Annotated in this window: 16 protein-coding genes; 6 read left to right on the top strand and 10 right to left on the bottom strand. The window is 60.1% G+C overall.

All coding sequences use genetic code 11. The features are described 5' to 3' along the window. Nucleotides 1–17 precede the first annotated feature (17 nt). Nucleotides 18–1,481, bottom strand: a complete 1,464-nt coding sequence (locus HKK57_RS18340) for a glyceraldehyde-3-phosphate dehydrogenase (RefSeq protein WP_029300102.1) — start codon at nt 1,479–1,481, stop codon at nt 18–20. Nucleotides 1,482–1,819: 338 nt separating this feature from the next. Here HKK57_RS18340 and mfd point away from each other — a divergent pair, with 338 nt between their 5' ends. Genes mfd through HKK57_RS18325 form a run of 3 tightly spaced genes read left to right on the top strand, consistent with a single transcriptional unit; the run spans nt 1,820 to nt 8,552 of the window. Then, complete coding sequence (mfd, locus tag HKK57_RS18335; RefSeq protein WP_029300101.1) at nt 1,820–5,269, top strand: transcription-repair coupling factor; 3,450 nt, start codon at nt 1,820–1,822, stop codon at nt 5,267–5,269. A 10-nt stretch (nt 5,270–5,279) separates the two neighbouring features. After that, nucleotides 5,280–5,849: a CsiV family protein gene (locus tag HKK57_RS18330; RefSeq protein ID WP_029300100.1), complete on the top strand. Its 570-nt coding sequence runs from the start codon at nt 5,280–5,282 to the stop codon at nt 5,847–5,849. A 9-nt stretch (nt 5,850–5,858) separates the two neighbouring features. Next, a complete protein-coding gene (locus HKK57_RS18325; RefSeq protein ID WP_070994691.1) occupies nt 5,859–8,552 on the top strand; it encodes a DEAD/DEAH box helicase in 2,694 nt (897 codons plus the stop codon). Nucleotides 8,553–8,647: 95 nt separating this feature from the next. Here HKK57_RS18325 and nagZ read toward each other — a convergent pair whose 3' ends face one another. Both nagZ and HKK57_RS18315 read right to left on the bottom strand, forming a co-directional pair. After that, nucleotides 8,648–9,646, bottom strand: a complete 999-nt coding sequence (gene nagZ, locus HKK57_RS18320; RefSeq protein WP_169851773.1) for a beta-N-acetylhexosaminidase — start codon at nt 9,644–9,646, stop codon at nt 8,648–8,650. A gap of 152 nt (nt 9,647–9,798) precedes the next feature. Next, nucleotides 9,799–10,506, bottom strand: coding sequence for a TetR/AcrR family transcriptional regulator (locus HKK57_RS18315; RefSeq protein WP_029300097.1), 708 nt, complete (start codon nt 10,504–10,506; stop codon nt 9,799–9,801). Between the two features lie 263 nt (nt 10,507–10,769). Between HKK57_RS18315 and lexA the strand changes: the two genes are divergently transcribed. Both lexA and sulA read left to right on the top strand, forming a co-directional pair. Then, nucleotides 10,770–11,378, top strand: coding sequence for a transcriptional repressor LexA (lexA, locus tag HKK57_RS18310; RefSeq protein WP_029300096.1), 609 nt, complete (start codon nt 10,770–10,772; stop codon nt 11,376–11,378). Between the two features lie 10 nt (nt 11,379–11,388). After that, entirely contained in the window at nt 11,389–11,868 is a 480-nt protein-coding gene (gene sulA / locus HKK57_RS18305) for an SOS-induced cell division inhibitor SulA (protein WP_070994692.1), read from the top strand. A 149-nt stretch (nt 11,869–12,017) separates the two neighbouring features. On the opposite strand, the gene HKK57_RS18300 is transcribed toward sulA, so the two are convergent. The 7 genes from HKK57_RS18300 to HKK57_RS18270 all read right to left on the bottom strand — a co-directional run bounded on the left by HKK57_RS18300 (nt 12,018) and on the right by HKK57_RS18270 (nt 20,539). Beyond that, nucleotides 12,018–12,251: a hypothetical protein gene (locus HKK57_RS18300; protein WP_029300092.1), complete on the bottom strand. Its 234-nt coding sequence runs from the start codon at nt 12,249–12,251 to the stop codon at nt 12,018–12,020. A 198-nt stretch (nt 12,252–12,449) separates the two neighbouring features. Further along, nucleotides 12,450–12,971, bottom strand: a complete 522-nt coding sequence (locus HKK57_RS18295; protein ID WP_029300090.1) for a DUF6586 family protein — start codon at nt 12,969–12,971, stop codon at nt 12,450–12,452. A 140-nt stretch (nt 12,972–13,111) separates the two neighbouring features. Then, nucleotides 13,112–15,733 (bottom strand): type I DNA topoisomerase, encoded by a 2,622-nt coding sequence (gene topA, locus HKK57_RS18290; RefSeq protein ID WP_092231741.1) that lies wholly within the window; start codon nt 15,731–15,733, stop codon nt 13,112–13,114. Nucleotides 15,734–15,847: 114 nt separating this feature from the next. Further along, the gene (locus tag HKK57_RS18285; protein ID WP_029300088.1) at nt 15,848–16,084 is read right to left on the bottom strand and encodes a DUF1653 domain-containing protein; all 237 of its coding nucleotides are present in this window, start codon (nt 16,082–16,084) and stop codon (nt 15,848–15,850) included. Nucleotides 16,085–16,178: 94 nt separating this feature from the next. After that, nucleotides 16,179–17,354, bottom strand: coding sequence for an acetyl-CoA C-acyltransferase FadA (gene fadA, locus HKK57_RS18280; RefSeq protein ID WP_029300086.1), 1,176 nt, complete (start codon nt 17,352–17,354; stop codon nt 16,179–16,181). Between the two features lie 29 nt (nt 17,355–17,383). After that, on the bottom strand, nt 17,384–19,531 hold the full coding sequence (fadB, locus tag HKK57_RS18275; RefSeq protein ID WP_029300084.1) for a fatty acid oxidation complex subunit alpha FadB: 2,148 nt from the start codon (nt 19,529–19,531) through the stop codon (nt 17,384–17,386). A gap of 570 nt (nt 19,532–20,101) precedes the next feature. After that, on the bottom strand, nt 20,102–20,539 hold the full coding sequence (locus tag HKK57_RS18270; RefSeq protein WP_070994694.1) for a hypothetical protein: 438 nt from the start codon (nt 20,537–20,539) through the stop codon (nt 20,102–20,104). A 95-nt stretch (nt 20,540–20,634) separates the two neighbouring features. On the opposite strand from HKK57_RS18270, the gene HKK57_RS18265 reads away from it, so the two are divergent. After that, nucleotides 20,635–21,072, top strand: a complete 438-nt coding sequence (locus tag HKK57_RS18265; RefSeq protein WP_029300080.1) for a universal stress protein — start codon at nt 20,635–20,637, stop codon at nt 21,070–21,072. Nucleotides 21,073–21,074: the final 2 nt, after the last annotated feature.

Here is a 21,074-nt window from a genome sequence, read left to right as displayed (position 1 = left end):
TCATTTAGCGCTGATGCTTAGCGTGGGAACGCAGGCGGGTTGACCCCGGCCATGTCTTCCATCACACGAACCACCTGGCAGCTGTAACCGAACTCGTTGTCGTACCAAACGTACAGTACAACGCGGTTATCCTGGGTGATGGTCGCTTCAGCATCCACCACACCGGCGTGGCGCGAGCCAACGAAGTCGGTGGACACCACTTCCTGGGAATTGACGAAGTCGATTTGCTTATGCAGATCGGAGTGCAGCGCCATGTAGCGCAGGTACTCGTTCATCTCTTCACGGGTGGCGGCTTTCTCAAGGTTGAGGTTGAGAATGGCCATCGACACGTTCGGCGTGGGTACGCGGATCGCGTTACCGGTCAGCTTGCCGGCCAGCTCAGGCAGGGCCTTGGCAGCAGCGGTGGCAGCACCGGTCTCGGTGATGACCATGTTCAGCGCGGCGCTACGGCCACGGCGATCGCCCTTGTGGAAGTTGTCGATCAGGTTCTGGTCGTTGGTGTACGAGTGAACGGTTTCGACGTGACCGTTGATGATGCCGAACTTGTCATTCACTGCCTTGAGCACCGGCACGATGGCGTTGGTGGTGCAGGAAGCGGCGGACACGATCTTGTCGTCAGCGGTGATTTCGTTGTGGTTGATACCGTGAACGATGTTCTTCAGCTTGCCCTTGCCAGGCGCGGTCAACACAACGCGATCGACACCCGGGCAGGCCAGGTGCTGGCCCAGGCCGTCGGCATCACGCCATACACCGGTGTTGTCCACCAGCAATGCGTTCTGGATGCCGTACTGGGTGTAATCCACCTCGGTCGGGTTCTTCGCGTAGATCACCTGGATCAGGTTACCGTTGGCGGTGATGGTGTTGTTTTCTTCGTCGATGGTGATGGTGCCATTGAACGAACCGTGTACCGAGTCGCGGCGCAAGAGGCTGGCGCGCTTGGTCAGGTCATTCTCGGCGCCTTTGCGCACGACAATGGCCCGCAGGCGCAGGCCGTCGCCACCGCCGGTTTTTTCGATGAGGATGCGTGCCAGCAGGCGACCGATACGACCGAAGCCGTAGAGCACAACGTCAGTGCCTTTACGGGCGGCGGCGTTCTGCTGGCCAACGACTTCGGCCAGCTCTTCACGCACGAACTGCTCGGCGCTGCGGCCATTGCCTTGGGCGCGGAATTTGAACGCCAACTTGCCCAGGTCTACGGAGGCCGCGCCGAGCTTGAGCTCGCTCATGGCTTTAAGCAGAGGGAATGTTTCGTGGACGGAGAGTTCGCTATCGTCGGCAGAACGATGGCGAGCAAAGCGATGAGCCTTGAGAATCGCGATGACTGATTGGTTGATCAGGCTGCGGCCATAGATCGAGCTCACCACATTGTTATTGCGGTACAGCTGACCGATAAGCGGGATCATCGCTTCTGCGAGTGCTTCACGGTCGATCCATTCACCAAGACACTGGTCGGGCTTCTGAGTCACGGGAACCTTCCACATGTAGGGGCTGAAAAAAGGGGCTACATTATGCCGCCCGACCGCCCCTGGAGCAATGCGCGCCACGCAACAAAAGCCCTTGCAAATAATTTTCACCGCGCTACAAGCCAGTAAATACGCGGCTTCCAGCGCACCCCTCGGAGAAAGACCTGGGCGTCTTGTCCGTAACCCTCCGAAACATACATGCATTTTGGCACTACATATTGAGTCAAAACGGCACATTGTTTGTCTTAGCCACTACATTTCCTACAAACCGTAATAGGCACAGTCAGCAACTGACAGGCGGCACTCCAGGCCGTTACAATTACCGACTTTGTCGCAACGCTGGAGCTCAACCTTCCGTGCCCGTCCTGCGTCTACCGCTACTCCCTGCCGAGGCAGGTAAACAGCATTGGGGCAATTTGCCCGGTGCCGCCCTGAGCCTGGCCATTGCCGAGGCTGCCAGTGCAGCCAAACGCTTTACCCTGCTGCTGACCGCCGACAGCCAAAGTGCCGAACGGCTGGAGCAGGAGCTGAGCTTCTTCGCCCCCGATTTGCCGGTGCTGCATTTCCCGGACTGGGAGACCCTGCCCTACGACTTGTTCTCCCCGCACCAGGACATCATTTCCCAACGCATCGCCAGCCTGTACCGCTTGCCGGAACTGGCCCACGGTGTGCTGGTGGTGCCGATCACCACGGCCCTGCACCGCCTGGCGCCGACCAAGTTTCTGCTGGGCAGCAGCCTGGTGTTGGATATCGGCCAGAAGCTCGATGTAGAGCAGATGCGCACCCGTCTTGAAGCCAGCGGCTATCGCTGCGTCGATACGGTGTACGAGCATGGTGAGTTCGCCGTGCGCGGCGCGCTGATCGACCTGTTCCCGATGGGCAGCAAACTGCCCTACCGCATCGACCTGTTCGACGACGAAATCGAGACCCTGCGCACCTTCGACCCGGAAAACCAGCGGTCCATCGACAAGGTGCAATCGATCAAGCTGCTGCCGGCCCGGGAATTCCCCCTGCAAAAAGACGCGGTCACACGCTTCAAGGCGCGCTTTCGCGAACGCTTCGACGTGGACTTCCGCCGCTGCCCGATCTTCCAGGACCTGAGCAGCGGGATTACTCCCGCCGGTATCGAGTACTACCTGCCGCTGTTCTTCGATGAAACCTCGACCCTGTTCGATTACCTGCCCCAGGACACCCAGGTGTTCTCGCTGCCCGGCATCGAACAGGCGGCGGAAAATTTCTGGAACGACGTACGCAACCGTTACGAAGAGCGCCGCGTCGATCCCTCCCGGCCTTTATTGCCGCCTGCCGAGCTGTTCCTGCCGGTGGAAGACTGCTTTGCCCGCCTGAAGAACTGGCCGCGCGTGGTCGCCAGCCAGCAGGATGTAGAAGCCGGTGTCGGTCGCGAACGCTTCCCGGCCCAAACCCTGCCGAACCTGGCCATCGAAGCCAAGGCCACCCAGCCGCTGCAAGCATTGTCCGACTTCCTTGGCGATTTCCCGGGCCGCGTGCTGTTTACCGCCGAATCCGCCGGGCGCCGCGAAGTGCTGCTGGAGTTGCTGGAACGCCTGAAGCTGCGGCCAAAAACCGTCGACAGCTGGCCGGACTTCGTGGCCGGCAAGGACCGCCTGGCGATCACCATTGCCCCGCTCAACGAAGGCTTGCAACTGGATGATCCGGCCCTGGCGCTGATTGCCGAGAGCCCGCTGTTCGGCCAACGCGTGATGCAGCGCCGGCGCCGGGAAAAACGCGCCGACGCCAACAACGATGCGGTCATCAAGAACCTCACCGAACTGCGCGAAGGCGCACCGGTGGTGCATATCGACCACGGCGTGGGGCGCTACCTGGGCCTGCAGACCCTGGAGATCGACAACCAGGCCGCCGAATTCCTCACCATGGAATACGCCGAGGGCGCCAAGCTCTACGTCCCGGTGGCCAACCTGCACCTGATCGCGCGCTACACCGGCAGTGACGACGCCCTCGCGCCGTTGCACCGCCTGGGCTCCGAGACCTGGCAGAAAGCCAAGCGCAAGGCCGCCGAACAGGTGCGCGACGTGGCCGCCGAACTGCTGGACATCTATGCCCGCCGCGCGGCCCGCGAAGGTTATGCGTTCGCCGACCCGAAGGCCGACTACGCCACCTTCAGCGCCGGCTTCGCCTTCGAAGAAACCCCGGACCAGCAAACCACCATCGACGCCGTGCGCGCCGACATGCTCGCGCCCAAGCCCATGGACCGCCTGGTCTGCGGCGATGTGGGCTTCGGCAAGACTGAAGTGGCGATGCGTGCCGCGTTTATCGCAGTGCATGGTGGCCGCCAGGTGGCGATCCTGGTGCCCACCACCCTGCTCGCCCAGCAGCACTACAACAGCTTCCGCGACCGCTTTGCCGATTGGCCGGTGACTGTGGAAGTAATGAGCCGCTTCAAGTCGGCCAAGGAAGTGAATGCCGCTGTCGCCGATCTGGCCGAAGGCAAGATCGATATCGTCATCGGCACCCACAAACTGCTGTCGGACGACGTGAAGATCAAGAACCTGGGCCTGGTGATCATCGACGAGGAGCACCGCTTTGGCGTGCGCCAGAAGGAGCAACTCAAGGCCCTGCGCAGCGAGGTCGATATCCTCACCCTGACTGCCACACCGATCCCGCGCACGCTGAACATGGCGGTGTCGGGCATGCGCGACCTGTCGATCATCGCCACGCCGCCAGCGCGGCGCTTGTCGGTGCGCACGTTCGTCATGGAGCAGAACAACAGCACGATCAAGGAAGCCCTGCTGCGCGAATTGCTGCGCGGCGGCCAGGTCTATTACCTGCACAACGACGTAAAAACCATCGAGAAATGCGCCGCCGACCTCGCCGAACTGGTGCCGGAAGCGCGGATCGGCATCGGCCACGGGCAGATGCGCGAGCGCGAACTCGAACAGGTGATGAGCGACTTCTACCACAAGCGCTTCAACGTGCTGATCGCCTCGACCATTATCGAGACCGGTATCGACGTGCCAAGCGCCAATACCATCATTATCGAGCGTGCGGATAAATTCGGCCTGGCACAACTGCACCAGTTGCGTGGTCGGGTCGGCCGCAGTCACCACCAGGCCTATGCCTACCTGCTGACGCCACCGCGCCAGCAAATCACTGGCGATGCGGAAAAGCGCCTGGAGGCCATCGCCAACACCCAGGACCTGGGCGCGGGCTTTGTGCTGGCCACCAACGACCTGGAAATCCGTGGTGCCGGCGAACTGCTGGGCGACGGCCAGAGCGGGCAGATCCAGGCGGTGGGCTTCACCCTCTATATGGAGATGCTCGAGCGCGCGGTGAAGGCCATCCGCAAAGGCGAACAACCGAACCTCGACCAGCCACTGGGCGGCGGCCCGGAAATCAACCTGCGCCTGCCGGCGTTGATTCCCGAGGACTACCTGCCGGATGTGCATGCGCGGCTGATCCTGTACAAGCGCATCGCCTCGGCCACCGACGAAGAAGGCCTCAAGGACCTGCAAGTGGAGATGATCGACCGCTTCGGCCTGCTGCCGGAACCGACCAAGAACCTGGTGCGCCTGACCCTGCTCAAATTGCAGGCCGAGCAACTGGGGATCAAGAAGGTCGATGCGGGTCCTCAGGGTGGGCGTATCGAATTCGAAGCGCAGACGCCGGTGGACCCGTTGGTGTTGATCAAGTTGATCCAGGGCCAGCCCAACCGCTACAAATTCGAAGGCGCCACGTTATTCAAGTTCATGGTACCGATGGAACGTGCGGAAGAGCGCTTTAATACATTGGAGGCGCTGTTTGAGCGCCTCATCCCCAAATCTGCTTGAAGGACGCCCCATGCGCCTGCTTCGTATCCTGAGCCTGTTGTTGGTGGTAGTCGCACCTTCGGCGTTTGCCGACAGCCTCTACCAGGTGGAAATGATCCTGATCCGCCAGAATGCGGAACCGGTCATCAACAGCCGGCCGGCCCCGGAAAACTGGGATGCCGGCGCTCCACGCCAGGGGATCGAGAAAATCAGCCCGCCGCGCCTGACCAACATCGTCGAAAAACTCCAGGCCAATGGCGATTACACCGTGCTGCTGCACAAGGCCTGGGAGCAGAACCTGGGCGAACAGCCCGTGAAGGTGAAAATCACCGACGGCCAGGAACAGTTCGGCCAGTTCCCCATCCAGGGCACCCTGGACCTGCAGTTGGGGCGCTTTACCCGGATTGATGCGAGCTTCTGGCTCAACCAGTTCGACAACCACGGCAGCGTGATTGCCAGTGAGCACCTGAGCCAGCCGGACGTGCGCACCAAGAACAACCAGCTCAACTACCTGGACGGCGGCCACCTGGCCCTGCTGATCAAGATCACCTCCCTCACGGCCAAGCCACCGAGCGCACCACCGCCCGGCCTGGCGGACTGATCCAGCGCCATGCCCCTGCCGTCGTCGCTGACCAAACCCCTGGCGCCTTCCTGGGCTAACCGCTTCAAGGAGCAAAGCCTGGAGCGCGGCCGGCGCTACGCCCTGGAAAACCGCGTGCGCATCGTCGAGTCGGGCGACAGCACCATCATCGCCAGTTGCGAAGGCTCAGGCGGAAATGTCTACCGCCAGACCATCGCCCTGCGCGAGTCGGCCAAGGGCACCTTGATCCTGGTGGACAGCCGCTGCACCTGCCCCGTGCATACCAACTGCAAACACATTGCCGCAGTGCTGCTGCAGGTCCAGGAAACCCTGGCCTATCCGGCAGCGGCCAAGGATGCCGAGCTGCTGGAAAAGCTCCAGGCCGTGCTCGACAACCGCGTGGTGCTGCCTCAAGTGGTGCTCGAGGATGTGCAGCCCATTCCCCGGCTGTGGCTGGCCAGCATTGAGTTCAGTGCCTTTGAGCCGCGCAACGGCAAGATGCAGCGCTACATCCAGCACCGGGCGGCGCTGTCGTTCAATTATCAGGGCAACTACGTCAGCGGCCAGAAAAACGCCGATATCATTGTGCGCCAGGAAACCCAGAGCCTGCGGATCAAGCGCCACCCCGAGGTCGAGCAAGGTTTTCGCGAACACCTGCGCTTGCTGGGTTTCAAGATCGCCACGCGCCAGAGCAAGGCCTTGCCGGAAAGCGCCGGCGAGCTGTTTGAGATGGTCAACGACAGTGCCTGGCTGAACTTCACCCTCAACGCCTCGCCGAGCCTGCGTGCGGAGGGCTGGGAGCTGCAGATCGATGAAGATTTCGGCTTCGACCTGAGCCCCGTCGATGACTGGTACGCCAGCGTCGATGAAGTACCGGAGCGCGACTGGTTCGACCTGGAGCTGGGGATCATCGTCAACGGCGAACGCCTGAGCCTGTTGCCGATCCTGTTGAACCTGATGCGCTCCCACACCGAAATCCTCAACCCGGAAAAACTCGCGCGCCGCCGCGACGACGAACTGATCCTGGTGAACATCCCCGGCCTGCCCAATGGCGGCCACGGCCCGCTGCAAGTGGCGCTGCCCTATGGCCGGCTCAAACCGGTGCTGGCCACCCTCGGCGAGTTCTACCTGCAAGAGCCCGGCAGCACCGCCTTACGCCTGGCCAAGGCTGACGCCATTCGCCTCAACCCGCTGGAAGACCTGCCCCTGCAATGGGAAGGCGGCGAACAGATCCGCAACTTTGCCCAGCGCCTGCGCGATATCAAGGACTTCACCTGCACAGCACCCGAGGGCCTGAATGCGACCTTGCGCCCCTACCAGCTCGAAGGCCTGAGCTGGATGCAGTCCCTGCGCCAACTGGAAGTGGGCGGGATTCTTGCGGACGACATGGGCCTGGGCAAAACCCTGCAGACCCTGGCGCATATTCTCAGCGAAAAAATCGCCGGGCGCCTGGACCGGCCGTGCATGGTCGTGATGCCCACCAGCCTGATCCCCAACTGGCTCGACGAAGCGGCGCACTTCACCCCGCAACTCAAGGTGCTGGCGCTGTATGGAGCCGCACGCAAGAAGCACTTCGCACAACTGCAGGATTATGACCTGCTGCTGACCACCTATGCCCTGCTGCCCAAGGACATCGAGCAACTGGCCGCGCAGCCGCTGCATGTGCTGATCCTCGATGAAGCCCAATACATCAAGAACCCCACCAGCAAGGCCGCCCAGGCCGCCCGCGAGCTGAATGCCCGGCAGCGCCTGTGCCTGAGCGGCACACCGCTGGAAAATCACCTGGGCGAGCTGTGGTCGCTGTTCCACTTCCTGCTGCCGGGTTGGCTGGGGGATGTTAAGAGCTTCAACCGTGATTACCGCGTGCCCATCGAAAAACGCGGCAGCGACGTGCGATTGCAGCACCTCAACGGTCGGATCAAACCGTTCTTGCTGCGCCGCACCAAGGAACAGGTGGCCACTGAGTTGCCGCCCAAGACCGAGATCATCCATTGGGTCGATCTCAATGAAGCGCAGCGCGACGTGTACGAAACCATGCGCCTGGCCATGGACAAGAAGGTGCGCGACGAAATCACCCGCAAGGGCGTGGCCCGCAGCCAGATCATCATCCTTGAAGCACTGCTCAAGCTGCGCCAGGTCTGTTGCGACCTGCGCCTGGTCAACGATGCAACCCTGCCAGCGCGCGGCAGCAGCTCCGGCAAGCTCGACAGCCTGATGGAGATGCTCGACGAGCTATTTGCCGAAGGGCGCAGGATCCTGCTGTTTTCCCAGTTCACCTCAATGCTCAGCCTGATTGAGATCGAGCTGAAAAAACGCGGTGTCGCCTATGCCTTGCTGACCGGCCAGACCCGCGATCGGCGCACGCCGGTGAAGGATTTCCAGAGCGGCAAGTTGCAGATCTTCCTCATCAGCCTCAAGGCCGGTGGCGTCGGGCTTAACCTGACCGAAGCCGACACCGTGATCCACTACGACCCGTGGTGGAACCCGGCCACGGAAAACCAGGCCACCGACCGTGCGTATCGCATCGGCCAGGAGAAGCCGGTGTTTGTGTACAAGATGATTGCGCGCGGCACTGTGGAAGAGAAGATCCAGGCGTTGCAGCAAGAGAAGTCAGACCTGGCGGCGGGCGTGCTGGATGGTCGCACCACTGGCGACTGGAAGTTGGGCAACGAAGATATCGAGGCGCTATTTGCGCCGTTGCCCAATAAGCAAGAGAAGCGTTGACTGCCAGGTCGCTATCGCAGGCAAGCCACACATTTTGATCTGTGAATACATTCAAGTGTGGGAGCTGGCTTGCCTGCGATAGGCGCACCTCAATCTCATTCGATCAACTGAGCATCCCGAAGCGCACCGAGCGCCGCCAACCAACGCGGGTCTTGCTTATAGTCAGTCGAGGCAATCGCCTGCCCACGCATCCGGGCAATCCGCGCCGACGGCGTGACCTTCATGCGCTGGGCGGCACTCAGGGCCAACTCGGCGGCCGCACGGTCATTGCACACCAGCCCCATATCGCAACCCGCGCTCAAGGCCGCCTCGATACGGCTCGCCGCATCCCCCACCACATGGGCACCGGCCATGGACAGGTCATCACTGAAAATCACCCCATCGAACTGCAACTCACCGCGCAGGATGTCTTGCAACCAACGGCGCGAAAAGCCGGCCGGCTGGTTATCCACCTGGGGGTAAATGACATGGGCCGGCATGACGGCGGCCAATTGCTTGCTCAAGCGCGCGAACGGCACCAGGTCATGGCTGCGAAGCTGCTCCAGGCTGCGTTCATCCACGGGAATGGCGACGTGGGAATCAGCCTCGGCCCAACCATGACCCGGAAAGTGCTTGCCGGTGGCGGCCATACCGGCGCTGTTCATGCCTCGGATAAAGGCGCCGGCCAACAACGCGGCACGCTCGGGATCACCTTCGAACGCACGTGTACCTACGACGGCGCTGCGCTGGTAATCGAGGTCCAGCACCGGGGCGAAGCTCAGGTCCAGGCCAACGGCCAACACTTCTGTGGCCATGACCCAGCCACACTGCTCGGCCAAGTATTCGGCATTGGGATTATCTGCCAGGGCACGCATGGCCGGCAGGCGGACAAACCCCTGGCGCAGGCGCTGGACACGGCCGCCTTCCTGGTCGACAGCCAGCAACAGGTCCGGGCGCACCGCGCGAATGGCAGCGCTCAATTCCCGCACCTGGCGCGGATGTTCGATGTTGCGCGCAAAAATGATCAGGCCGCCCACTTCAGGCTGGCGCAACAAGTGGCGATCCTCAGCCGTCAGCCAGGTGCCGGCGACGTCCACCATCAAAGAGCCTTGCAGGGCAGCAGTCATAAATTTTCCTTGAATGACGCGCGCACTCCACCGCGTCGCCAGGTCAAGCCTGGCAAGGCGGTGGAGTGCGGGTAAATATTTGAAATCGGCATGGGCGGCTAGCTTAGCGGATGCAAGCGGTGGCGCCCAGACGCCAGTGGTTAAACCTTGGCAGCCACCGGGGCGGACTTGCTGCGCGGGCGCAACTGGGCGGCCGCCATGGCCGGGTCGGTGACACCGCTTTCGGCGCGCATGCCGGCGGCCAGGAATGGCACCATCAAGCGCATGACCTGTTCGATGGAGGTGTTGACCCCGAAATCCGTCTCGGCGATGGCGCGCAAGGCCTTGATCCCGGACATGCTGAACGCCGCGGCGCCGAGCATGAAGTGCACGCGCCAGAACAATTCGATAGGAGGAATGCGCGGCGCCGCCTCATTCACCAACAACATGTAGCGACGGAATACCTTGCCATACATGTCTTCGAGATAACGCCGCAAGTGGCCTTGGCTCTGACTGAAAGCCAGGCCCAGCAGACGCATGAAGATCGACAGGTCGTTGCCACTGCGTGGCTGTACCACCAGCGCCTGCTCGACGAGAATTTCCAGCAGCTCTTCCAGGCTCGGCTTGTTGTCGGGCTTGGTCTGGCGCCGCTCCAGCTCACGGTCGAGACTGACGCAGAACGGTCCCAGGAAACGTGAGAATACTGCCTGGATCAGGGCTTTCTTCGAGCCGAAATGATAGTTCACTGCCGCCAGGTTGACCCCAGCCTTGCTGGTGATCAGCCGCAATGAAGTTTCAGCAAATCCTTTTTCCGCGAACAACTGCTCGGCAGCATCGAGAATGCGTTCAACGGTTTCCGACTGGGCCATGGCTACTCCGCCTGACAAACACTTGTTTGAAACATACGTTTCACCTTGTGCAATGTCAAGCCTGCAGGTCCGTTTTCCGGCCGGGCAGTCACCCGATTCGCACCTATTTAATCACATCTTCAACAGCCTGTAGGCAGCGCTATCTCCAGGCTTGGCAAGGACCGACGGATGACCGTCCGGCGGAGTCGGCAAAAACGATGATTGCCAAGCGCAGTTCACTGTATATAATCCCAGTCACTGTATAAAAAGACAGAGCGATCAACATGCTAAAACTGACGCCACGCCAAGCTGAGATTCTCGCTTTTATCAAGCGCTGCCTCGACGACAACGGCTATCCGCCGACCCGGGCGGAAATCGCCCTGGAGCTGGGGTTCAAATCCCCCAACGCTGCTGAAGAACACCTGAAGGCCCTTGCCCGCAAGGGTGCGATCGAAATGACCCCAGGTGCATCCCGTGGCATTCGTATCCCTGGCTTCGAAGCCAAGGCTGACGAATCGACGCTGCCGATCATCGGCCGGGTCGCTGCCGGTGCGCCGATTCTTGCACAGCAGCACGTCGAAGAGTCCTGCAATATCAACCCGACTTTCTTCCATCCTCGCGCCGACTACCTGCTGCGGGTCCATGGCATGAGCATGAAGGACGTGGGGATCTTCGACGGCGACCTGCTGGCCGTCCATACCACCCGTGAAGCACGCAACGGTCAGATCGTCGTGGCGCGTATTGGCGACGAAGTGACGGTCAAGCGCTTCAAACGCGAGGGCAGCAAAGTCTGGCTGCTGGCGGAAAACCCTGAGTTTTCACCGATTGAAGTCAACCTGAAGGATCAGGACCTGGTGATCGAAGGCTTGAGTGTCGGCGTTATTCGCCGCTAACGGAGGCATCATGCAGTTCCCACACGCGCAACAACATACACAACTGCCGCTGTTTGAGGCCTTCTTGGCCCAGCCACTTGCACCGATCCTCAACGAGGTGGTGGAGTCCCCATGGACCGCCCCCGCCGAACCAGAGGTATTCAGTGAATTGTCGTTGCGCGGCGCTGCCGGGAATTGCCTGAGCTTGCTGGCTCCGATTCTGCGTGAACTGAGCGAGGAACAGAACGCCCGCTGGCTGACCCTGATCGCCCCGCCCTCCAGCCTGACCCAGGCCTGGTTGCGGGATGCGGGCCTGAACCGCGAGCGTATCCTGCTGCTGCAACCACGCGGCACCCAGAGTGCCCAGCAACTGACCTGCGAAGCGTTGCGCCTGGGGCGTAGCCATACGGTCGTCAGTTGGCTGAATCCGCTGGGCGCTTCGGCCAAGCAGCAGTTGATCAGCGCAGCGCGCACAGGCGATGCACAAAGCTTGAATATTCGTTTGGGATAAGCCCGAGCCTGACGCGCAACGCGTTATCGGGAATGCTACAGGTCGTCCGATTGCAGCCTGACGTCAAGTCAGTGCCTGCGATGGACGCAAGGCTTCTACAGAACTGAGAAGCCGATTGTTAGTTTGAATCTTGAAATCGACAAACGGACTCAGTGAAGAATTCGCGGACCGTCGTCTTTCTCTGGTTCGCCTTCAGCCAAGCGCCCCGCCATCTGCACGCCCACGCTCAACATGGCTTTTGCCACTTCCACGTGCTGGCCTTGCAGGAATGCCTTGGCGTCCTCGGAAAAGTCCAAAGTCACCAGAGAACCCTCGTCCTCGGCCCTACGCAGCTCAATTCGGCCGTCGGGCAATTCAACAATTTCCAGAAAGGACGTTGGCATAAAAATCTGTTCTCCACGAAAGGCCGGCATTATATCAGTCATCAACGCGGCCTCGCTCAGGATCTGAACAGCTTTCTTTGCGGCTTGATGAATGGTCTGTAGGAGCTGGCTTGCCAGCGATAGCGGTCTGCCGGCCAACTTTGCATTGCTTGATCAATTGTTATCGCCGGCAAGCCGGCTCCTACATTGCCCTGCCACTCAGCACTCGTTCAAGCCATCCCGAAAGCGGATAGCCAGCTTCTTCAGCTCCTGACGCCAGCTCTCCAACTCGGCCCGGCTCAGCGGCTCGGGACCTTCGTCTTCCAGACTCACCGCAACAATCAACGGCTGGGTCACATCGCCCTTGGGCTTGTGCGGCACACGCGGCGGCTGGAACATCGCCGAATGGGCAGCCAGCAAGCGCGCCAGCCAGCTGTCAGGGCTGCGGGCCATTTCCACCAACTCGGCCAACTCAGGGATGGCCAAGGACTCCAGCACCTCGCGGGTCAGGATATCCTCGGCCCGTGGCGCATGCGCCTGGGGCAAGCGATAGAAGCCGGCAATTTCATGACACAGCCCCAGCAAGGCGCCATACAGATGGAACAACGCCGACTCCCGCCCCGCCTGCACCAGCGCGATAGCGTTCATCTCCTTCCCTTCCTCGGCACGGCCAAGGGCTTCAAGGGACAAACCCGCGAAGTAAATTTTCTGGTTGGTACGGGTATAGAGTTCGTTAGCCATGACGGCAGTCTCCACAACGACATAAGTATGATACGGCCTGTAGGAGCGAGCTTGCTCGCGAAAAACCCGAGAGCACCGCAGTGCACCAGGTTTATCGCGTTATCGTTAACGACCTTCGCGAGCAAGCTCGCTCCTACAGATCAAGCGCCCTGGCGCTTGTCCTCGACCTTCCACTTGCCGCCGTCGTAGAACGCCTTCCAGCCCGTAGGCTTGCCGTCCACTTCGGTCTGCACGTACTGCTCCTTGGTCTTGCGGCTGTAGCGGATCACGGCCGGACGACCGTCGGGATCCTTCTTCGGCGCTTCACACAGGAAGTGGTACTTCGGATCGATCTCATCCTTGTGCGGCACGATCTCCATCACCAGTGGCGCACGGGTCTCGCGGTTTTTCGGGAACTGGCTGGCGGCCAGGAACAGGCCCGAAGCGCCGTCACGCAGGATGTAGGTGTCGTTGACCTTCTCGCACTTGAGCTCAGGCATCTTCACCGGGTCCATCTTCGGCGGCGCCGCGTCACCGCTTTTCAGCAGTTTGCGGGTGTTCTTGCAGGTCGGGTTGGTGCAACCGAAGAACTTGCCGAAGCGGCCGGTCTTGAGTTGCATCTCACTGCCGCACTTGTCGCACTCCAGGCTCGGGCCTTCATAGCCCTTGATGCGGTAGGTGCCTTCTTCGATTTCGTAGCCGTTGCAATCCGGGTTGTTACCGCAGATGTGCAGCTTGTGCTTTTCGTCAAGCAGATAGGCATCCATCGCCGTGCTGCAGATCGGGCAACGGTGCTTGCCACGCAACACCAGCGACTCGGATTCACCCTCGTCGTCGGCCGCAATTTCATCACCCGGTACCAGGTTGACGGTGGCCTTGCAGCGCTCTTTGGGCGGCAGGCTGTAGCCCGAGCAACCCAGGAACACACCGGTAGACGCGGTGCGGATCTGCATCGGCCGCCCGCAGGTGGTGCACGGAATATCCGTCATCACCGGCTGGTTGGCGCGCATACCGTTTTCCGGGCTTTCGGCTACTTCGAGTTTTTTCTTGAAGTCGCCATAGAACTCGTCGAGTACGTTTTTCCAGTCACGCTCGCCCTGGGCCACGTCATCGAGATTCTCTTCCATGCCGGCGGTAAAGCCGTAGTCCATCAGGTTAGAGAAACTCTCGGACAGACGCTCGGTGACGATATCGCCCATCTTTTCCGAATAGAAACGACGGTTATGCAGCGCCACGTAGCCGCGGTCCTGGATGGTGGAAATGATCGCCGCGTAGGTCGAAGGACGACCAATACCACGCTTTTCCATCTCTTTGACCAGGCTCGCTTCCGAATAACGCGCAGGCGGCTTGGTGAAGTGCTGGGACGGATCAAGCTTGACCAGCTTCATCACATCGCCCTGGGCCATGTCTGGCAGCACGTCGTCATCGCCGGGCTTGGCGATTTGCGGCATCACACGGGTGTAACCGTCGAACTTGAGGATACGGCCCTTGGCACGCAGCTCGAAGTCCCCGGCACCCACGGTGACGGTGGTGGACAAGTATTGCGCCGGCAGCATCTGGCAGGCCAGGAACTGGCGCCAGATCAGCTCGTAGAGGCGCTCAGCGTCGCGCTCCATGCCTGTGAGCTTGCTTGGCTCGGTATTGGCGTCAGACGGACGAATCGCTTCGTGAGCCTCTTGTGCGCCTTCCTTGCTGCTGTAGACGTTCGGGTTCTCCGGCAGGTACTTCTTGCCGAATTCGCTTTCAATATAAGTGCGCGCCATCGCCACCGCGTCTTGCGACAGGTTGGTGGAGTCGGTACGCATATACGTGATGTAGCCCGCTTCGTACAAACGCTGGGCCATCATCATCGTCTTCTTCACCCCAAAGCCCAGGCGGTTGCTCGCGGCCTGTTGCAGGGTGGAGGTGATGAACGGCGCCGACGGCTTGCTGCTGGTGGGCTTGTCTTCGCGCTTGACGATGCTGTAGCTGGAAGCCTTGAGCTTCTCCAGCGCGGCCATGGCCTGGGCTTCGTTGAGCGGCTTGAAAGCCTCGCCTTTCTCACGGGCCACGTCAAAGCGTACGGTCGCGCCCTTGGCGGTGCCGAGGTCGGCGTGGACTTCCCAGTATTCTTCAGGGATGAACGCGCGGATCTCGCGCTCACGCTCCACCACCAGCTTCACCGCTACCGACTGCACACGGCCAGCGGACAGGCCACGGGCAATCTTGGCCCACAGCAATGGCGAGACCATGTAGCCGACGACGCGGTCAAGGAAGCGTCGAGCCTGCTGGGCATTGACGCGGTCAATATCCAGCTCGCCCGGCTTGGAGAAGGCTTCCTGGATCGCCTTCTTGGTAATTTCGTTGAACACCACGCGTTTATAGCGGCTGTCATCCCCACCGATGGCTTCGCGCAGGTGCCAGGCAATGGCTTCCCCTTCGCGGTCCAAGTCCGTCGCGAGATAGATGGTGTCAGCATCCTTGGCGAGCCGGCGCAGCTCCTCGATCACCTTTTCCTTGCCCGGAAGGATTTCGTACTTGGCCTTCCAGCCATGATCAGGGTCCACCCCCATGCGCGAAACCAGCTGCTTGCGCGCTTTTTCTTTGGGCGAGAGCACCGGACCTTCGCCCGCAGCCGCCTTGCCGCGCTTGGCAGCAGGCTCCTTGCTGGCGCTAGCCGAACCGCTGGTGGGCAGGTCTCGGATATGGCCGATACTCGACTTCACCACGTACTCGTTACCCAAGTACTTGTTGATGGTCTTGGCCTTAGCCGGGGATTCCACAATGACCAGCGATTTGCCCATGGATCGGAAAATTCCTGAATTCGAGAAGAGAAAGGCGGTTGGCGCCTGACGCGGCAACGCTATATATAGTGGCAACACAGTGAGGTCAAGCGCAGCATTGTGCGCTACCAGCCGTTATTGCCCTGAAAAAAGACTGGGTTCGACCTGCACCAAAGCAAAGCGCGGGACCTGCTTGCCGTCAACTTCGACAGTCTCCAGGAACATGCTCAAGGGGCGCACCCAAAAGCCGTAATCGCCATACAGTGCTTGGTAGAACACCACTTCTTCTTCGGTCTCGGAGTGCCGCGCCACATTAAAAACGCGGTACTTGGGACCTTTATAATGCTGGTAGAGCCCTGGTTCGACTTTCATGCTCTGGCCCTCTTACAAAATTTATTAAAAAAAATTAAAAATTCCAAAAAACAAAAACCGGGGCACTGGGCCCCGGCTTCCGTCAACTCAACGCTTAGACGCGTTCGAAGACGGTAGAAATGCCTTGGCCGAGACCAATGCACATGGTTGCAACCCCAAGGTTGCCGCCATTTTGCTTCATCACGTTAAGCAAAGTGCCGGAAATACGTGCACCGGAGCAACCGAATGGGTGGCCCAAGGCAATCGCACCGCCGTGCAGGTTAACCTTCTCGTTCATCTTGTCGAGTACTTTCAGATCTTTCAGCACGGGCAGAGCCTGTGCGGCGAAAGCTTCGTTGAGCTCGAAGAAGTCGATGTCGGAGATGCTCAGACCTGCGCGCTTCAAGGCTTTTTGTGTGGCCGGTACTGGACCATAGCCCATGATCGCCGGGTCCACACCCGCCACGGCCATGGAACGGATCACTGCCAGAGGCTGGATCCCCAGGTCCTGGGCGCGCTGGGCCGACATCACGATCATGCATGAGGCACCATCGGTGATCTGCGACGAAGTACCGGCAGTCACGGTGCCGCCCTTGGGATTGAATGCCGGCTTCAAGGCCGCCAGGCTTTCCAGGGTGGTATCCGGACGAATGGTTTCGTCGTAGTCGAACAGTTTCAGGAAACCGTTCTCGTCGTAGCCGTTCATCGGGATGATTTCATCCTTGAACTTGCCTTCCAGGGTTGCCTTGTGGGCGAGCTGGTGCGAGCGCAGGCCAAAAGCGTCCTGGGCTTCACGGGTGATGCCGTGCATCTTGCCGAGCATTTCTGCGGTCAGGCCCATCATGCCCGAGGCTTTTGCCGCGTACAGCGACATATGCGGGTTTGGATCGACGCCGTGCATCATGCTGACGTGGCCCATGTGCTCCACGCCGCCGACCACGAACACATCACCGTTGCCGGTCATGATCGCCTGGGCGGCAGTGTGCAGTGCGCTCATGGAAGAACCACACAGGCGGCTGACGGTCTGGCCGGCAGCAGTATGCGGGATCTGCGTCATCAGGGACGCCATGCGGGCGATGTTCCAGCCCTGCTCCAGGGTCTGGTTGACGCAGCCCCAGATCACGTCCTCGACTTCGTTCGGGTCGACCTTGACGTTGCGCTCCAGCAGTTTGCTGATCAGGTGCGCCGACATGTCTTCGGCACGGGTGTTGCGGTGCATGCCGCCCTTGGAGCGGCCCATCGGAGTACGACCGAAGTCGACAATCACGACGTCTCTTGGATTCAAGCTCATAAATATTCTCGCTCTAGTCGTCTGGGCACTTAACCGAAGAAGCTCTGGCCGTTCTTGGCCATCTCGCGCAGCTTCGCAGTCGGGTGGTACAGCGGGCCCAGATCAGCGTATTGATCAGCCAGGGCAACGAATTCGGCTACACCGATCGAGTCGATGTAACGCAGCGCACCACCACGGAATGGAGGGAAACCAATACCGTACACCAGGCCCATATCGGCTTCGGCGGCGGTTTCAACGATGCCGTCTTCCAGGCAACGCACGGTTTCCAGGCACAGGGCGATCATCATCCAGTTGATGATGTCCTCGTCGGACACTTCACGCTGCTCGTAGACGATAGGCGCCAGCACTTCGTGAACCGATGGATCGGCAACTTTCTTCTGCTTGCCTTTCTTGTCAGTCTCGTAGGCGTAGAAGCCCTTGCCATTCTTCTGGCCAAGGCGCTTGGCCTCGTAAAGCGCATCGACAGCCGAGCGACGGTCGTCTTTCATGCGGTCAGGGAAGCCTTCAGCCATAACGTCGCGACCGTGGTGGCCGGTGTCGATACCGACCACGTCCATCAGGTACGCCGGGCCCATTGGCCAGCCGAATTTTTCCATGACCTTGTCGATACGCACAAAGTCCACGCCAGCGCTGACCAGCTTGGCGAAACCGCCAAAGTACGGGAACAGCACGCGGTTGACCAAAAAGCCCGGGCAGTCGTTGACCACGATCGGGTTCTTGCCCATTTTCTTGGCGTAGGCAACGGTGGTGGCAACGGCCAGCTCGCTGGACTTCTCGCCACGGATCACTTCCACCAGCGGCATCATGTGCACCGGGTTGAAGAAGTGCATGCCGACGAAGTTTTCCGGACGCTTGAGGGCCTTGGCCAGCAAGGTGATGGAAATGGTCGAGGTGTTGGACGCCAGGATCGTGTCTTCTTTGACCTGGGCTTCAACTTCAGCCAGTACCGCTTGCTTGACCTTCGGGTTCTCGACAACCGCTTCGACCACCAGGTCGACGTGGCCGAAATCGCCGTAGGACAGCGTAGGACGAATGCCGTTGAGCACTTCAGCCATCTTCGCAGCCGTCATGCGACCTTTATCAACGCGACCCACCAGCAGCTTGGCGGCTTCTGCCAGGCCTTGCTCGATACCGTGCTCGTTGATGTCTTTCATCAGGATCGGCGTGCCTTTGGACGCCGACTGATAAGCGATACCGCCACCCATGATACCGGCGCCGAGGACGGCAGCCTGTTTCACGTCTTTGGCGATTTCGTCGTAGGCCTTGGCCTTTTTCTTCAGCTCCTGATCGTTCAGGAACAGGCCGATCAGGCTCTGGGCAGCAGACGTCTTGGCCAGTTTGACGAAGCCGGCGGCTTCGATTTCCAGGGCCTTGTCGCGACCGAAGTTCGCGGCTTTCTGGATGGTCTTGATCGCTTCGACCGGAGCCGGGTAGTTAGGACCCGCTTGACCGGCGACGAAACCCTTGGCGGTTTCGAACGACATCATTTGTTCGATGGCGTTGAGCTTGAGTTTTTCCAGCTTCGGCTGACGCTTGGCCTTGTAGTCAAATTCGCCGCTGATGGCGCCCTTGATCAAGTTCAGGGCAGCTTCTGCGAGCTTGTCCGGCGCAACCACGGCATCGACTGCGCCCACTTTCAGCGCGTCTTCAGCACGGTTTTCCTTGCCGGCGGCAATCCACTCGATGGCGTTGTCGGCACCGATGATGCGCGGCAGGCGCACGGTACCGCCGAAGCCTGGGTAGATGCCCAGCTTGACTTCCGGCAGGCCGATTTTCGCGCTGGAGGCCATGACGCGGAAGTCCGCGGCCAGGCACATTTCCAGACCGCCACCCAGAGCGATGCCATTGATCGCGGCAACGGTCGGCACGTTGAGGTCTTCGAAATCGCTGAAAATCTTGTTGGCTTCGAGGTTGCCAGCCACAAGCTCGGCATCGGGCAGCTTGAAGTTGTCGACGAATTCGGTGATGTCAGCGCCGACGATGAACACGTCCTTGCCGCTGGAGACGATCACACCTTTGATCGATGCATCAGCCTTGATGGTGTCTACGGCCTGACGCAGTTCGTTCAGGGTTAGACGGTTGAACTTGTTGACGGACTCACCCTTGAGGTCGAATTTCAATTCGACGATGCCACTTTCAAGAGCCTTAACCGTGATGGCTTTACCTTCGTAAATCATCAACTGATCTCCACGATATGGAAGCTGAACAGTACACGTCGGACGCTGGCCGAAGCGTAAACACAAACGTTACCGTCGATGCTAACGCCCATTTGCCAGGCACACCCGCCAACGCGATAGTCGGGATTCTGTACGAACGGTCTGAAAGACAAACGCTCAATTCATACGCCCGTTTGATTTGGGTACGCCACCTTCAGCCAATTTCCGACAATTGTCAATCGCTCGAAAGGGCCGCTAAAACGCGACTTTTCAGTCATTTCAGAACCGCCAAGGCGAATCAATGCGCAGGTATTCACCCGATCAATAATGTAAAAGGGCCCGCAAAGGCCTGTACAGCGACGGATATCCGGCTAGGCTAGCCGCAGGTGTGAACGCCTGTGCGAATGCGCGGCGTGTTGAATCAGAGATTTACCGGCCTGCCTGGCCAACTCCAGCCCGATGATGATGTCGGGCTTTTTATTGCCTGCGATTTCATCACTGTAGGAGCGAGCTTGCTCGCGAAAAACCTGAGCGCGCCGCGTTAAACCAGGTTTGCCACGTTTTCGTTGACGCTCTCGGGCGCAGACGGTGTCAGGCCAGGGCTTTGAGCAAGGCATTGATGTTCTGCAAGACGCTCAATTCGCCCTTCTCACCCCAATACAAAGCGATCATCTGCCCATCGGCTTCGATTTTGTAGACGTTATCCGGCAGCGTTGCAAAATGCGGCAACAACTTCTCGTCGACACAGGTTTCCCGCCATTGATTGACCCATACCCCCGGCTCCAACTGCCAGTAACACCAGAGGGCCGGCTTACTGCCCCGCCGCGGCCGACAGTACTGCGCACACGGGCTGGGCGGCTCTTGCTTGAGCCAGTGCGGCCACTCCTGGGGCGACAACTGCATCGCCAGGCCAATGCGGCGGGCCTCCATGCGCAGGGCCATGCGCCCGCTCTGGTGGCGCGAAGGTCGCAGCCATGCCAGGGGGCTCAACACCACTAGAAGGATTGACACCACTATCCAGACCGTCATATGTGTACTCCCGAATTTCTAGATGAGCGGATCCAACCCCATCCGCTTGAAAGCAGCCATACTGAACTTATTGCAGTCCCCTGGAGGAACGCCTCATGACTTACGAACATATTCTGGTCGCCGTGGACCTGACCGAAGAGTGCGATCCGGTGATCAAGCGCGCCGTGGCCATTGCCGGCGATACCGTGAAGCTATCCCTGGTGCATATCGTCGAACCCATGGCCATGGCCTTTGGCGGCGACGTACCGATGGACCTTTCGCAACTGCAACAGCAGCAGTTCGACCAGGCCAAGGAGCGCCTGGACCGCCTGATTGCCAAGTATCCCGCGCTGAAAAAGGACCAAAGCCACCTGACCTATGGTCAGCCACGCCAGGAAATCCACCACCTGGCCAAAGAGCAGAACTGCGACCTGATCGTGGTCGGCAGCCATGGTCGTCATGGCCTGGCGTTGCTGCTGGGCTCCACGGCCAACGACGTCCTGCACGGCGCGCCGTGCGACGTACTGGCGGTAAAACTGGTAAAAAGTTCGTAAGA

Source organism: Pseudomonas sp. ADAK21, assembly GCF_012935735.1.
GTDB classification, from domain to species: domain Bacteria; phylum Pseudomonadota; class Gammaproteobacteria; order Pseudomonadales; family Pseudomonadaceae; genus Aquipseudomonas; species Aquipseudomonas proteolytica.
Note: the sequence above shows the minus strand (reverse complement) of the source record. Positions and strands in the feature narration are given on the sequence as shown.